This is a genomic window from Methanocalculus taiwanensis, from assembly GCF_024372745.1.
Classification (GTDB): Archaea; Halobacteriota; Methanomicrobia; order Methanomicrobiales; family Methanocorpusculaceae; genus Methanocalculus; species Methanocalculus taiwanensis.
Genome location: NZ_VOTZ01000017.1, coordinates 1 through 13172 on the forward strand (window position 1 = coordinate 1; position 13172 = coordinate 13172).

Consider the following 13172-nt stretch of genomic DNA (forward strand, 5'->3'; position numbering starts at 1 on the left):
GAGCGGGTATTCACCACTTTTGTGTGGATCGGTACCCTTCCCCGTGTGCCCTTTCTCCGGGGTATCTGGTACTCAGGAGGTTCACAATATACTCGTGTATCGGACCCAACATCGGCAACATAGGTCACATTATCCTTCTCCAACTGTGTGAGAAGCCAGGGATGTTTTCCATAGAATCCATCCATGGCGATATGGGTAAACGGAATCTTTGTCTTCTTCGCCTCACCGATCATTTCGTAGGCAAGTTCAGCTTTCGTCTTGAATACCTGGTGTTCCTTGGGAATTCCTGCTGCGTCACATCGAGCGGGATCGTTGATCCAATCGGCCGGGATATACAACCGATGATTCAGCAACAATCGACGATTTCCTTTGACGTAGGCCATAAAAACACCGACCTGACAGTTATCTACTTTGCCAATATTCCCACAATATTGGCGATAGACAGCAACCGAGTGTTTTCCTGCTTTTGGATTGCCACATTCATCAATCACCAGGGCTCCCTTTTTCCCTATGATCCGCCATCCCTGCTCCATGATCATGGTAGTAAGTGCCCTATGATTCCATGGAGATTGAGAAAGGAAGTGGCTAAAAGCCTGATTGTTTATTGAGCTGCAATATGTGGCAATTGATGTCAAAGTCCGTTGTGAGGGCGCTGTTACAAGACCCACCACATAGTCAAATGCTATCTTCCACTTGTTATGAGTTGTCGTTGAAAAGCAATGTCTGAGTTGCGCTTGTTCAAAGAAGTGATTAAGACGGGGTATATGAGAAACGATGTGTTCTTTAAGCGCATCTACTTCCGGGTCAAATACTTCATTAACACAAACAATATAATTTCATTCATTATATAAAGATCTTACTATCTGATCTCAACAGATCCTATTCGAAACTTGACATTGTAGAGGTAAGTAAGTGAAGGGAAACGCCATTATTATAGTAGGATAGATCGTTCAGGAAAAAATCTCAATTGAAAACCAGATGATGCTGATATGGGGATTCGAACCCCAGTCGTCGGCGTGAAAGGCCGACATGATTGGCCACTACACTATATCAGCCATGCAACAAAAGTGCTATACAAGGTAGACCTTTGGAAATAAAAAGATATTGATATGGCTGTATCCTGCCGGACCTGATTCCTCTCTGAAATGCTGCTATTAGACCTGGGTTCCTTCACTATCTATGAGGGTCTTGAACGCGGCCATGATCTGCTTGGTGATGGGACCGGGCCGCCCGCTGCCGATGGCTCTTCCATCGACCTTGACGATCGGGGCGATCTCAGCTGCTGTTCCGGTTACAATCATCTCGTCTGCGGTATAGAGATCAAAGAAGCCTAGCTCGACCACCTTTAACTGCAATCCAAGCTTTGCCGCAATCTCAATTAAGACATCACGGGTGATACCCTTCAGATTTGTCAGTGTGTGGGGAGCATAGATGATCCCATTCTTGACAAGGAAGATGTTGTCTCCGGATCCCTCAGATATCCGTCCCTGGGTATCAAAGAAGATCGCCTCATCCCCGCCCTTGTAATTTGCCTCGATCTTTGCAAGGATGTTGTTGAGGTAATTTAAGCTCTTCACATTCGGCGGAAGCGTATCCGGGGCATTTCTCCGTATTGCAACGGTGACAGCAGTGAGCCCTTTCTCATAGAGATCGCCATACATCGCACCCCATTCCATTGCAATACAGACGATTGTTGGTTTTGGGCAGTGGCGGGGATCAAGACCCATGGTTCCGGCACCCCGTGTAACAATCGGGCGGATATATCCGTTTTTCACACCGTTTCTCCGGACGGTCTCAATGATGATCTCTGCAAACTCTTCTTTTGAGACGGGGACCGTCATATCGATCATCTTGGCAGAATCATATAGCCGGTCGATATGTTCTTTCAGGCGGAATATCCGACCATTATAGCTTCGTATTCCTTCAAAGACACCATCGCCATAAAGGAAACCATGGTCAAAGACCGAGACCTTCGCCTCCCCCTCAGGAACAAACGTTCCATCGATATATATTTCCATAGTAAGAGTATTGGAAAGAGGATCAATGTATTAGTTTTGCTTCGTTCCTGATCTGCGGCAGCACTCAAGGAATGAAGCGATCATGTCGGCACTTGCAACAGGGTGGAGATGTGCATAGCTTCCAATGGTATTGTTCACCAGGATTCCGTCATTTCCGGAGGCTATCCCCTTTCCACGGGAGAGCCTGAACGCATACTGCTGTTTTGGATCCATCCTGATCTCACTGTAATGGAACTCATGCCCACGAAATGCAGCTGTACCCATCGGGCTGTTTTGTGATCTCCCCTCCACATATCCAAGCACCCGTTTTGATGGCATCTCAGTGTCGCCGGGAAACACACCACACATCTGATGGGTCACTGCATCTGTCTGCCCCTGCCAGCCTGCTTTCTTTGTAATTGACCGGGTGAGATACATCAGGCCGCCACATTCTGCAAATATCGGAATACCATTATTTGAGGCGCTGGCGATTGAATCCCGCATTGCATCATTTTCTTCAAGCGCTTCTGCAAACAGCTCGGGGTAGCCGCCGCCGATAATATACCCGTCAGCTTCAGGGAGCAGGTCGTGAATCGGAGAGAAGAAGACCAGTTCTGCTCCACCAGAGCGGAGGAGATCAAAGAGATCGGCATAGTAGAAGGTAAAAGCTTCATCATAGGCAATTCCAATCCGAAGATCCACTTCCTGTTTGTTTGAAAAGGCGCGATGAGGGACACCTGGATGGCGCGGCTCTTCTGCGAGTGTTAGGAGGGCATCGATATCGATATACTCCTCAATCACACGGGTGATCGTATCGATCCGATCTGAGAATGCGCTGTCCTCGCTCCCCTCGCGATACGGCACCAGTCCGAGATGCCGCATAGCGAGTTCCATCTCCGGCATATTCGGCACTGCCCCCACAACAGGGATTCCGCAGAAGTGTTCGATTGCGCCTTTTGCCTTCTCAAGGTGCCTGCCACCGGATACATTGTTTAGGATCACACCTTTGATGCTGACATCAGGATCAAAGGACTGAAAACCCCGCACAATCGCAGCGGCGCTCCGGGTGATACTCTTTGCATTGATGACAAGGACGCAATTGACCCCAAGCGCCTTCGCAACAGATGCTGTACTCCCGGTATCTCCAAGAACCTCTGCACCTTCATAGAGGCCGCGGACACCTTCGATAACACAGATATCAGCCCCCTTTGCGGCATGAGAGTAGATGCCGCGGAGACCATCCGCATCAAGGACATAGCTGTCGAGATTCCTGCATGGCCGTCCGGTGACACCGGTCAGGTATGAGGGATCAATATAATCCATCCCGACCTTGTATGTCTGCACCGGCATTCGTTTCGCAAGGATCGCAGAGATTGCAAGCGTGATGCTCGTCTTTCCGCATCCGGACCGATCACCGGAGATCAGGAGGGTGCGCATTTCATGCTCCTGAGCACAGCCCCAAATTCACTCTCAACAATGGATCGGACTCCAAGGGTCTTTGGGTGGAGATCAATTTCGACGAGGACATACTGATGGCCAAGTTCACGTAATGGTGCTACCTGACGGGGTCCGTTTGTGATGGAGAAGACTGTGATTCCTTTTGTATATTCAGCAGGCACTGCATGGGGAACGCCGACAATCAACAGGAAATCCGGATTCCTCTCCTGGATTGCGCTGCCCATATCATCTCCAAGCGCCCCGTACTCATCAAGCGAGCCAAGGATGGAGAGAGGGAGCCCGCGCTCCTGCGCTTCTGTGCGGATCCTCTCAGCATCGCCCCTTACCTTCGGAAGGCCGCAATCGCCGAGGTTTGCGAGATAGGTGACATCGGCATCAGGCGCTGCCTCATGGAGTGCACAGAGCTCATCGATGAACATGTATGCGGTCTCCTTCTTCGCGTTCATGATCGCCATCCCTTTTTTACCGGATCGGGCATATTCGAGGAGAGCCTGTGCGGCGATATGCTTCAGATCTCCGCGTTCAGGTTCGATATAACGCTTTGATGCTGCGCCACGGAGCCGTTCCACCTCATTTGCCTTTGCAAGGAGATGGCGCTGCCTCGTCAGTTCATCTTCGGTGATCCAGCCAGCTTTTGCAGCCGGTTCAAGGGCGGCAATGACACCGTCAATATTCTCGGAAAACCCTGCATGGATATCTACTGTGATTGCCGGAGTGGTAATGCCTGAAGAGTCGATTGCCGCCTGCATATCCTCCCCGATGATCATCGAGACACATGTCCCGATAACTGCCATCCGTTTTGGATTAAAGGTCTTTTCAGCGTACCGAAGTACATCTTCAAGGAGCTGCTGGCCTCCGAAGATGAACTCGTTATCTGCAAGGGATGTGGTGATCACCCTGAGCCCGTCTTCCTCCAGAAGGCGTGCATGTTTGAATGAACACCCGGACGGCCCATGGAGGACTGCGACATCTACTCCGAGGTCACGGACTGTATACAGGGCGGCGACGATGGAACTTGGGCGTGGCTGAATGTATTGCATCTGATCTTTACCTCCATGTTTTTACTGCAAGAAGAAGAATTGTTCCCGGCTCCCGTGGCGCCTTCCGTCTTGCCTCATCAAGTGAAGAGGCGAGAGTGGCACCGGGATAGCCGGAAATACTCTCCTCATTTGGATTCATTAATACAAGCGTAAGTATATCAGGATGGATTATTTCAATAGCACGCCTGATATCAGATTCTGCAAAGTTTTCACAGACTGCATGCTGGTCCTGCCCTATAACAAGATGAAGCGGGCTATCCGGCTGAAGCCTGCGTGCATATTCTGCAGATTCAAGAGTGGTTTCCCATGTGGTCCCGCTGTTTGAAGCATCCACGATTAAACAACCATCCTCAATCTCTGTCCGCATGCGGCCGGGCAGTGGTTCAAATGAAGAGAGCGGGGCTGGATCGATACCAAGAAGGCACGCAGCCGCAGTTGCAAACATCAGGGGATAGCAGTACCCCTTCAGATGAAGAAGGGGATGATCGAATGATCCGCTGATACTTCCATAATCATAGATCAGTCTGTCCCGCTCAATTGAGACGATATCTCCGACAGCATGCTGATCTGGATGGTGATCCAATCTAATGTCATCGGGAAGAAGCACCTGCCTGCATACCTTGAGGGCATCGCATTTTGTAGCACATGCTGATCGCTTTTTGCCAGCGATTGGATAGTCATCTGCTGAGGTGAGAATGCCAAGATCCCCCATCCCCGATACACCAAGGGAACATTCGCCAATAAACCATCCTCCGAGAGCATATGCCTGCCTGGCAGGGGCAATCAGGCTTGCAGGAGTGATGCTGGTTCTCGCAAGTTTCTGCTTTTTTGGGTACTGGATTGTCCCCGAAGATGTGTGAAGGATACCTACGCTACCCATCAGGTGGGCAAGTGCATATGCAGTTGTCGTCTTTCCGCGTGCCCCGGTGATCTCGATCATCGGGTGCGGTTTTGCAGATCCAATCAGGATGCCCGCTGCCTGGTGATGAGTGATAACCGGTAATCCCGCATGAAGGAGGGGATATGCTGGATCAAGATGAACCGGCGCGATACAACAGGAGTATACCTTCTGAAAAGCGTCTTCCGGGGAGATTCCTACTTCACTCCGGTAGACATCCACACAGTCAACACTAAAACCCTGCTCACGAAGGGCAGAGGCGATTACTTCTCCGCCATGAATCGTGTCAAGCGCGAGCAGGCGCATAAAAAATTCAGAGGTGATCGCGGATTGCATTCTCCGCATTCTTCAGCATCAGTTCTGCAAGAAGAGGATCGCCACCAATTGGGTCAGCATAAACAAGCGGGATCTCTTTGCCACTCAGGCTCAGAACACCCCGCTTCTTCCCCTCTTCAAGACCGAGGATTCCTGGAATATCTTTTAATATGTGAATGCCCTTTGCAAGGAAGAGCGGGACAACGACGAGGAGATCGATATCCTCACCTGAGAATGCCTGCATTGAATCCTCTACCGAGGGCTCATTCATGCTCATAAAACCGGATTTGACGATATAACCATTGTTCTTCTCTGCGATGAGTGCGGCTGTGCTCTCAACGAGCTCCTTGTTGTGTGGGAGTTTACTCCCATGTCCGACCAGTAGTAAGCCTTTCTTAGCCATTATACAAGAGTTGTACCATTGAAGGTAAAAAGTATTATCGATCTGGATCTGTTGGAGGCAGATCCAAAATACTATCCCTGATCATTTCAAATACTAGAGAATCTATGATGGAGGCATACGAACGTTTTGAACTCCTGATGAACCAGCAGATCGTCAGGACACCAATTGCACTGGCATCCATGGCTGGAATTGTGGATGCAGCATATGCGCTGGAGCGAGGTGGACATATTGGTGCTGCGTTCCTCGGGGGGTTCTCCATCGATGATGAGACGGTGCTCGCAAGCCATGATCTTGCTGAAGCCGGAAGACGGGAGTTCTTCTTTCCCGATCCTATCGAGGGAATCAGATCAGAGATCAAAAAACTCGAGGGATCTGATATCGTTCCTGGAATGAACCTGCGTGGCTCATCACCAGCATCTTTTGAACATCTTGCAGATGAGATTGGGGATATCGCAATCTATGAGATTGATGCCCATTGCCGCCAGATGCCGATGATCAAGGCGGGTGCCGGGGAGCATCTGCTCACCCATCACCACGATCTCTGTGATACTATCCGGGCATTAAAAAAATATGATACCTGTGTTTCAGTGAAGATTCGGACAGGTATTACTGATGAGCGCACGCTTTCACGAGCACTCTGGAAGGCCGGGGCAGATATCATCCATGTTGACCTGATGGACAATGGATACCAGAAGATCCGGCAGATCCGAAACGCATGCCCTCTCCAGATCATCGCAAACAACTCAATGCACTCCTATGACCGGGTGATGGAGCAGTTCTCACATGGCGCAGATCTCGTCTCTGTTGCACGAAAAGCCGATCTGCATACCCTCAAAGGTCTGGATGCTGCCATCCGCAGGTATGCTGACGAGATCGGCTGGTACAACGCACCCAAGCAGCTCTGCCGCGGTGGTGATCTCCGGGCTCTTGCCTTCTGCTGTATGCCAGTCAAGGAATGTCCGCTCCTGCCTGCCCTCAAAGGAATACAGATGGACAGAACCGCATATGTTGACCTGAAGCGGCGTTCGGTTGCAGGCACTCCTCTCCAGGATGGGGCGCACACGTGTTTTGGGAGCCTTGCATGGTGCTGCAAGTCATCTACCCCCTGCATGTTCCGGGATATGACCCTGAAGAATCTCAATCTATCAAAGCCTGAATATATGAAGAATAAAAGGAGACTTTCTGAGAAGATTATGGAGGAGATCTTCCGTGAAGTGCCCGCCGACATCCCGTGCTGAGCTTGCCCAGCTCGCAATGATGCTTGAAGTGACGGCATATCCAAAGCCGGGGAATGTCGATCGCTGCCATGATTATGAAGATACCCGGCTCGAACATTTTCTCGCATCAGTGATTGCCTGCCGCCCCACCCTTGATGTAGTCGGGCGAGGGGAGCTCTCTATCGGCGCTGCCATCTATGATGCAGTTGTCAGGACAAACTGCCATTTGGGTGGCAACACCCATTTCGGTGCCTTTATCCTGTTAATGCCACTTATTGCCGGAGGCGATATCCCAGGCGCTCTCCGGCTCATAAAGGAAACAACCGTTCACGATGCAGTCCTTTTTTATCAGGCATTTGCAGAGACACAGGTCCGGGTGATCGAGTCTGACGGGCTGGATGTGAATGACCCTGATTCAATAGAACAGATCAGGCGTGATCAGCTGACACTCCTTGATGTGATGGCATATTCTGCGCCAAAAGATATGATCTGCCGCGAGTGGGTGGAGGGCTTTCCCCTCACAAGACGCTTTGCTGACCGGCTCCATGATGCCGGCGGCGGTGCAAAAGCGATCAGCCCCCTCTTCATCGGCTTGATGGCAAAGGAGATGGATACCTTCATCGCCAAGAAGTTCAATGCAGAGGTTGCAGAAGAGGCGATGGCGATGGCACAGGAGGTGCTGGGGGGGCGGCGGACTGTTGAATCGATGGATGAGGAGTGCATCCGCCGCGGCATCAATCCCGGTTCACTTGCCGACATCACCATCGCCGGGATCTATCTTGCACTCACTGAGGGATGGCAATGGGACCGATAAGGGATCAGAGAGGGGATCATCTTCAGGATCACTCAAAGGAACAGGCTCCGGATGAACGTATCCGGGAGGCAAATATCATGCAGGATAGCATCCTTCATGAAGGCATCAACGAGGTGATCGGCACCACCCGCCTGAATGCCGCACCGATGGGCGTGATACTCCGGGGCGGCCGCTACACGCTCGCCCTTTTTAAAGGAAGCCATACCGCAGAAAATATCGTCCGGGACGGCTGGTTTATTGCAAACCTGATCCATGATCCGGTAATCTATGTCGAGTCCGCATTTGGCGATCTCACTGACGATGTATTCACCACAGAAATAATAGACAGCACAGAGATGCACCGCCTCGCCGCCGCCGAGGCATGGGTTGCCTTCCGGGCAGAGGTGATCGGACAGAGCAGCGAAGCATACAGCATCCTCCTTACGCCGCTCAGAGAAGAAATCCTGGCTCGCTCCATCCACCCTGTGAACCGGGGCTTCAACGCGATCATCGAGGCAGCGGTGCATGCAACCCGGTATATCATGAACCACGATCCAGAACTGGAGTGGCTGATCCGGCATCACCTGGCGCTTGCGAGGAAGTGCGGGGGCGAGCGGGAGAAGCAGGCGGCGGGGATGGTTGAGGAGTTGATCAGGGAAGAATCTTTGTAGCAGAGAGACGATCTATATTCTATAGAACGATCTTTGAAGAGGATAGACCCCGATATCTTCGTATTATGACCGGGAGATAATCATGACATTCAGGAATTACCGTATTATGCTCCGTAAAGAACCCGAAGGCGGTTACACGGTCACTGTTCCAATCCTGCCAGGCTGTATATTACCTTTGGTGAAACAATAGATGAGGCAATAGAGATTGCAAAAGAAGCAATAGAACTCTATATTGAGCACCTTCTGGAGAAGGGAGAGGAGAGATCAATAAGAGGCTCTCAGACCTGAATGCCTGCCCGGGAAAGAGCATCTTCGATGGAGTGAAGTTTCTGTTTTATCTCTTTGAATTCATCATCAAGGCATTTTCCTGTCTCCTTTCGAAGACGTACAATCTCTTCTTTTGTCTCTTTCCCGGTCTGGTGCATCAGGTCTTGTTTTTCGAGCATCTGATCCGATTTCTCCAGCATCTGATCCTGCTTTCCTAACATCTGATCCTGCTTTCCTAACATCTGATCCGATTTCTCCAGCATCTGATCCGATTTCTCCAGCATCTGATCCGATTTCTCCAACATCTGATCCTGTTTTTCGAGCATCTGATCCTGCTTCCCTAACATCAGATCCGATTTCTCCAACATCTGATCCTGTTTTTCGAGCATCTGATCCTGCTTCCCTAACATCAGATCCTGTTTCTCCAGCATCTGACTCTGTAACTGAAGGCTTGTTTTCGTATGATCGAGGGTTGCTTTTGAAACATCCAGTATTTCATGCATGATCATCCCGGCATAATCCATCCTTTCGAATGTTTCCTCCTGAATATCTCCCCTGATTATGTTAAACCTCTTCCATTCACCTGTTGCATCCCCCCATTCTACATGACATGAGGTGACCTGTATCGGGTAGCGAAGTATGTTAATTTCTTTTATAAAGGTATGAATATCCTCTTCCCTCCCTTCGGCAACAATCTCGACTTCCTCTGTATCGAGATTCTTTACATACCCTGTAATACCACCCTTAACCGCTTCTTTGCGAACATGCTCCCGATAGCCGACCTTCTGGACATAGCCATCAACGATCACATGAATTCGTCTCATTAATTATCACTATAGGAAGGGAATATAAAAATAGTTTCTTCTGAACCGCAGAGACTGGTTAGAGAAAGAGGAGACTGCGCCACAGTACGTAAGGTATGAGCTTGATCAGACACTAACAAGCACCCTCCTCTCTGAAGACAGAATGATTACTCTCTATCCGGAATCTCTATGAGGCACACAATTTCAACTGAGCTGGCCAATGGCACTCCGATACACCGCCTCGCCGCCGCCGAGGCATGGGTTGCCTTCCGGGCAGAGGTGATCGGCGAGAGCAGCGAGGCATACAGCATCCTCCTCACGCCGCTCAGAGAAGAGGTGCTGGTTCGCTCCATCCGTCCGGTGAACCGGGGCTTCAACGCGATCATCGAGGCGGCGGTGCACGGCACCCGGTACATCATGAACCATGATCCAGAACTGGAGTGGCTGATCCGGCATCACCTGGCGCTTGCGAGGAAGTGCGGGGGCGAGCGGGAGAAGCAGGCGGCTGGGATGGTTGAGGGGTTGTTAAAATAGAAAAGGGTTGTTAGGTTAGAACTGCTTGTCGAAGATGACTTGCGTTGTTCCATCATTAAATGTTCCAGTAATAATAACCCTTTCTCCAGGCGAAAATTCGATAAGATCAAGATCACCGATTTGGGGGTTTTCGCCACTGTCGTCATTAGCTGGTGATGTAACATTCCAATAAGCGATATTCGTCAGATCAGCACCACCCTGCCAGGTTATCTCACCATATGTAGCATTAGTTTGTGAAACCGTCAGCCCAACAACCTTCGCACCCTGGACATTGCCAACGAGTCCGAAGACAAACGCTGCAATGACTGCAGCTAAGATCACCGTGATGGCGACCATCAGGATAACACCGATAACCGGTGATACCGCATCGTCATTTCTCTTCATAGTCATAATCGTACACCTCACTGCCGAAATCCAACCGGATCCGGTGTGTATGATGATTCAATGGGGAATGAACTATATAAATACTATGTCGGCAGGCGTGGGGAGAAAGGAAAAATATTCGGAAACCAGAGAGGGAAATATTATTTCGTTTTTTACAGTTTTTACGTAATTTATTTCACCAATCGATACCGGATCACCCCATCCACCTCCTCAGATAGCCAGTCAGGCAGGAGCCCGGCGAGGAGTCCCCGCAGGTAGGCACCGGCAATAAGGTGGCAACAGAGGGGATGATCGGCCGGGATAGTGAAATCCGTCCTGATAATGATCCCGGTATCACACTTCCGCTCATAGGGCACCCCGATAGTGATCAGGAAGCTCTCGACAACCGTAAGAATATCTTCACCCTGCACCCGCTCCCGGAACCCGGTGCCATGTTCCTTCCCAATCAAAAAGGTATGACGGGTGACGGCATCGCGAACCTCAGGAGAGGGATCTTCGGCAAGGCGGGCGAGGAGGGGGGCAGCGATCCGGTTCTTCCCAAAAAACCTGGAGGTCTTGCTGATCGTCCAGTCCCGTGCAAATGAAGATCCAAGTCGCATCCTCTTTTGACCCCCTTGAATTATATGCCCTCAGATACTCCCTATCTGACAACTCCAGTGATCATGCAGCCGATTCCGGCAATCTGGAAGAGGCGGGCGATCACAATCGACCAGTACGAGAGAAACGTCTCTCCCTGAATAATAGTGACGATATCAGTGAAGACGATACCAATCACCAGGAGAAATAACCCCAGGTTAAAAAGGAGGAGCGTCTGATCCTTTACACGCTTATAGCTCAGGTACACAAGCACATTCAATGCCGCCCCCATCAGGAGAGTGATGATCGCAAGTACCCCATGCAGAAATTCAAAAGCCATGGCTCTCTCCCATAAAAACCACGCTAACCAACATATCCAGCCTAACCAACATATGTCTGCTCCTTGATCTTCTTTACAGCCAGAATGGTATTCACCTCGCGAACCCCCGGTAGTGCCGAGAGCGGGTGAATCAGATCAGTCTTCAGCTCAGAGATGTCCGCTGTCACCGCCTTCACCAGATAATCATTTGGCTCGAGCACCTCAAAGACCTCCCGCACAATCTGTTTCCCTGCGAGATAGGCGATCAGATCTGTTGCTGACTCGGGATCAACCTTGATCGAGAGGAATGAAACCAGACGGCGTGGGAAGAATTCAGGATTAATAGCAATAGTAAACCGCTCGATCACACCTTCCTGCTTCAGCCGCTCGATCCGCTTGAATACAGTGGAGGGAGCAATGGAGAGCCGCTTTCCGAGATCTGCAAGCGGGATTTTGGCATCCCCCATCAGTGCTTCAAGGATGGCATGATCGGTCGCATCCATTATGGAGATGATGGTCAATTGGATCAGATTAATGGATCGATTTGTCTCCGGGAACCGCCCCCCGCCAGAATGGATTGGGCACCGCCCCCCCCGAAGGAAGGTGGATCGCTTCCCGGATTGCGCCATCTATGAACTGCTTGGCTCCGGATAGAGCCATGGGAAGATCCCGTCCCAGGCTGAGCTCTGATGCAATCGCAGAGGCAAAACAGCATCCCGAACCATGCACCTCGTAGGGATATCGTGGAGCTTCATATGTGATCTCAAGGTCATGTGTGATAAGCAGATCAACTGCTTTTTTATCATTCCCACGATGCCCGCCTTTCATCACAACCGCATCTGCGCCATAAGAGAGGAAGACCGAGCCCGCTTCCTGCATATCATCGAGGGAGCGGATCGGTGAGATCCCGCTCAGGATCTCCGCCTCAGGGATATTCGGGGTCACGACCGTTGCACGGGGAATCAGGCCGTCTGTCAACAATCTCAGGGCTTCTTCTGTGATCAGCCGGTGGCCGCTTGTCGAGACGATCACCGGATCGAGGACAAGGGGGACGCCCGCCGGAAGTGAGTCGATCACCGCACCAATGACCGCAGCATCCCCAAGCATACCCGTCTTCCAGGCAGAAACAGAAAACTCCTCGCAGAGGGTCGTAATCTGCGCTGAAACGGAATCAGCTGACTGCACCCACGCCCCGGTCACCTTTCTGGTATTCTGGGCCGTGACTGCTGTTACCACTGAAAGACCATAGATGCCATATGCAGCAAAGGTCTTCAGATCAATCTGAAGGCCGGCGCCTCCGCTTGAATCAGAACCGGCGATTGTGCAGGCGGCGGGGAGCACGTGAGAGATCATAAACACTAGAAGACTCACCCTGCCATATCATCAGGATTGCGATCGGTTTCATGCGCTCCAGCCTGATAGACCTGTGATCCTGCAGTATCACCTGAGGTGGTCAGGATCACGCCTTTATTGCCGTTCCCGATCAATAGAGTCATA

General features: G+C 50.8%; 18 protein-coding genes and 1 tRNA gene. 5 read left to right on the top strand and 14 right to left on the bottom strand.

Annotation, left to right across the window (positions count from 1 at the left end):
• The 7 genes from FTO68_RS08225 to cfbA form a co-directional block, all read right to left on the bottom strand.
• Positions 1 to 671: IS701 family transposase (locus FTO68_RS08225; protein WP_368659889.1), on the bottom strand; the 671-nt coding region annotated here is incomplete at its 3' end.
• A 311-nt stretch (positions 672 to 982) separates the two neighbouring features.
• Positions 983 to 1055 (bottom strand) — tRNA-Glu (locus tag FTO68_RS08230).
• A gap of 99 nt (positions 1056 to 1154) precedes the next feature.
• Complete coding sequence (gene ilvE, locus FTO68_RS08235; protein WP_255332913.1) at positions 1155 to 2018, bottom strand: branched-chain-amino-acid transaminase; 864 nt, start codon at positions 2016 to 2018, stop codon at positions 1155 to 1157.
• Positions 2019 to 2048: 30 nt separating this feature from the next.
• On the bottom strand, positions 2049 to 3434 hold the full coding sequence (gene cfbB / locus FTO68_RS08240) for a Ni-sirohydrochlorin a,c-diamide synthase (protein ID WP_255332914.1): 1386 nt from the start codon (positions 3432 to 3434) through the stop codon (positions 2049 to 2051).
• The gene (gene cfbD, locus FTO68_RS08245) at positions 3419 to 4495 is read right to left on the bottom strand and encodes a Ni-sirohydrochlorin a,c-diamide reductive cyclase catalytic subunit (RefSeq protein WP_255332915.1); all 1077 of its coding nucleotides are present in this window, start codon (positions 4493 to 4495) and stop codon (positions 3419 to 3421) included. Before cfbD ends, cfbB begins: the two co-directional genes overlap by 16 nt.
• Before the next feature lie 7 nt (positions 4496 to 4502).
• Positions 4503 to 5729, bottom strand: coding sequence for a coenzyme F430 synthase (gene cfbE, locus FTO68_RS08250; RefSeq protein ID WP_255332916.1), 1227 nt, complete (start codon positions 5727 to 5729; stop codon positions 4503 to 4505).
• On the bottom strand, positions 5707 to 6111 hold the full coding sequence (gene cfbA, locus FTO68_RS08255) for a sirohydrochlorin nickelochelatase (RefSeq protein WP_255332917.1): 405 nt from the start codon (positions 6109 to 6111) through the stop codon (positions 5707 to 5709). The genes cfbE and cfbA overlap by 23 nt, the downstream gene beginning before the upstream one ends.
• Positions 6112 to 6215: 104 nt before the next feature.
• Between cfbA and FTO68_RS08260 the strand changes: the two genes are divergently transcribed.
• The 4 genes from FTO68_RS08260 (at position 6216) to FTO68_RS08275 (ending at position 9080) form a co-directional block, all read left to right on the top strand.
• Positions 6216 to 7349 carry a methanogenesis marker 9 domain-containing protein gene (locus tag FTO68_RS08260; protein WP_255332918.1) on the top strand — a complete coding sequence of 378 codons (1134 nt, stop codon included), beginning with the start codon at positions 6216 to 6218 and terminating at the stop codon, positions 7347 to 7349.
• A complete protein-coding gene (locus FTO68_RS08265) occupies positions 7321 to 8142 on the top strand; it encodes a triphosphoribosyl-dephospho-CoA synthase (RefSeq protein WP_255332919.1) in 822 nt (273 codons plus the stop codon). Before FTO68_RS08260 ends, FTO68_RS08265 begins: the two co-directional genes overlap by 29 nt.
• Entirely contained in the window at positions 8130 to 8792 is a 663-nt protein-coding gene (locus FTO68_RS08270) for a DUF447 domain-containing protein (protein WP_255332920.1), read from the top strand. Before FTO68_RS08265 ends, FTO68_RS08270 begins: the two co-directional genes overlap by 13 nt.
• A 204-nt stretch (positions 8793 to 8996) precedes the next feature.
• Positions 8997 to 9080 (top strand): type II toxin-antitoxin system HicB family antitoxin, encoded by an 84-nt coding sequence (locus tag FTO68_RS08275; protein ID WP_255332972.1) that lies wholly within the window; start codon positions 8997 to 8999, stop codon positions 9078 to 9080.
• On the opposite strand, the gene FTO68_RS08280 is transcribed toward FTO68_RS08275, so the two are convergent.
• Complete coding sequence (locus tag FTO68_RS08280; RefSeq protein WP_255332921.1) at positions 9071 to 9883, bottom strand: acylphosphatase; 813 nt, start codon at positions 9881 to 9883, stop codon at positions 9071 to 9073. The two genes, FTO68_RS08275 and FTO68_RS08280, sit on opposite strands and share 10 nt — an antisense overlap.
• Positions 9884 to 10051: 168 nt before the next feature.
• On the opposite strand from FTO68_RS08280, the gene FTO68_RS08285 reads away from it, so the two are divergent.
• Positions 10052 to 10396 carry a DUF447 family spectrin-like domain-containing protein gene (locus tag FTO68_RS08285; RefSeq protein WP_255332922.1) on the top strand — a complete coding sequence of 115 codons (345 nt, stop codon included), beginning with the start codon at positions 10052 to 10054 and terminating at the stop codon, positions 10394 to 10396.
• 15 nt (positions 10397 to 10411) lie between these two features.
• Here FTO68_RS08285 and FTO68_RS08290 read toward each other — a convergent pair whose 3' ends face one another.
• The 6 genes from FTO68_RS08290 to FTO68_RS08315 all read right to left on the bottom strand — a co-directional run bounded on the left by FTO68_RS08290 (position 10412) and on the right by FTO68_RS08315 (position 13171).
• Complete coding sequence (locus FTO68_RS08290; protein WP_255332923.1) at positions 10412 to 10780, bottom strand: type IV pilin domain-containing protein; 369 nt, start codon at positions 10778 to 10780, stop codon at positions 10412 to 10414.
• A 170-nt stretch (positions 10781 to 10950) separates the two neighbouring features.
• Positions 10951 to 11379: a hypothetical protein gene (locus tag FTO68_RS08295; protein WP_255332924.1), complete on the bottom strand. Its 429-nt coding sequence runs from the start codon at positions 11377 to 11379 to the stop codon at positions 10951 to 10953.
• Between the two features lie 41 nt (positions 11380 to 11420).
• A complete protein-coding gene (locus tag FTO68_RS08300; protein ID WP_255332925.1) occupies positions 11421 to 11696 on the bottom strand; it encodes a hypothetical protein in 276 nt (91 codons plus the stop codon).
• Between the two features lie 41 nt (positions 11697 to 11737).
• Positions 11738 to 12178, bottom strand: a complete 441-nt coding sequence (locus FTO68_RS08305) for an Lrp/AsnC family transcriptional regulator (protein ID WP_255332926.1) — start codon at positions 12176 to 12178, stop codon at positions 11738 to 11740.
• A gap of 28 nt (positions 12179 to 12206) precedes the next feature.
• Positions 12207 to 13028, bottom strand: coding sequence for a bifunctional hydroxymethylpyrimidine kinase/phosphomethylpyrimidine kinase (thiD, locus tag FTO68_RS08310; protein ID WP_255332927.1), 822 nt, complete (start codon positions 13026 to 13028; stop codon positions 12207 to 12209).
• A 14-nt stretch (positions 13029 to 13042) separates the two neighbouring features.
• On the bottom strand, positions 13043 to 13171 hold the full coding sequence (locus FTO68_RS08315; RefSeq protein WP_255332928.1) for a hypothetical protein: 129 nt from the start codon (positions 13169 to 13171) through the stop codon (positions 13043 to 13045).
• Between the last annotated feature and the right edge of the window lies 1 nt (position 13172).

Bases quoted from the DNA above. Each gene is read 5' to 3' on its own strand.
- FTO68_RS08305 (WP_255332926.1), bottom strand. From the start codon at position 12,178: ATGGATGCGACCGATCATGCCATCCTTGAAGCACTGATGGGGGATGCC.
- cfbA (WP_255332917.1), bottom strand. From the start codon at position 6,111: ATGGCTAAGAAAGGCTTACTACTGGTCGGACATGGGAGTAAACTCCCA.
- thiD (WP_255332927.1), bottom strand. From the start codon at position 13,028: ATGATCTCTCACGTGCTCCCCGCCGCCTGCACAATCGCCGGTTCTGAT.
- ilvE (WP_255332913.1), bottom strand. From the start codon at position 2,018: ATGGAAATATATATCGATGGAACGTTTGTTCCTGAGGGGGAGGCGAAG.
- cfbB (WP_255332914.1), bottom strand. From the start codon at position 3,434: ATGCGCACCCTCCTGATCTCCGGTGATCGGTCCGGATGCGGAAAGACG.
- FTO68_RS08285 (WP_255332922.1), top strand. From the start codon at position 10,052: ATGAGGCACACAATTTCAACTGAGCTGGCCAATGGCACTCCGATACAC.
- FTO68_RS08270 (WP_255332920.1), top strand. From the start codon at position 8,130: ATGGGACCGATAAGGGATCAGAGAGGGGATCATCTTCAGGATCACTCA.
- FTO68_RS08260 (WP_255332918.1), top strand. From the start codon at position 6,216: ATGATGGAGGCATACGAACGTTTTGAACTCCTGATGAACCAGCAGATC.
- FTO68_RS08295 (WP_255332924.1), bottom strand. From the start codon at position 11,379: ATGCGACTTGGATCTTCATTTGCACGGGACTGGACGATCAGCAAGACC.
- cfbD (WP_255332915.1), bottom strand. From the start codon at position 4,495: ATGCAATACATTCAGCCACGCCCAAGTTCCATCGTCGCCGCCCTGTAT.
- FTO68_RS08290 (WP_255332923.1), bottom strand. From the start codon at position 10,780: ATGAAGAGAAATGACGATGCGGTATCACCGGTTATCGGTGTTATCCTG.
- cfbE (WP_255332916.1), bottom strand. From the start codon at position 5,729: ATGCAATCCGCGATCACCTCTGAATTTTTTATGCGCCTGCTCGCGCTT.
- FTO68_RS08315 (WP_255332928.1), bottom strand. From the start codon at position 13,171: ATGACTCTATTGATCGGGAACGGCAATAAAGGCGTGATCCTGACCACC.
- FTO68_RS08300 (WP_255332925.1), bottom strand. From the start codon at position 11,696: ATGGCTTTTGAATTTCTGCATGGGGTACTTGCGATCATCACTCTCCTG.
- FTO68_RS08280 (WP_255332921.1), bottom strand. From the start codon at position 9,883: ATGAGACGAATTCATGTGATCGTTGATGGCTATGTCCAGAAGGTCGGC.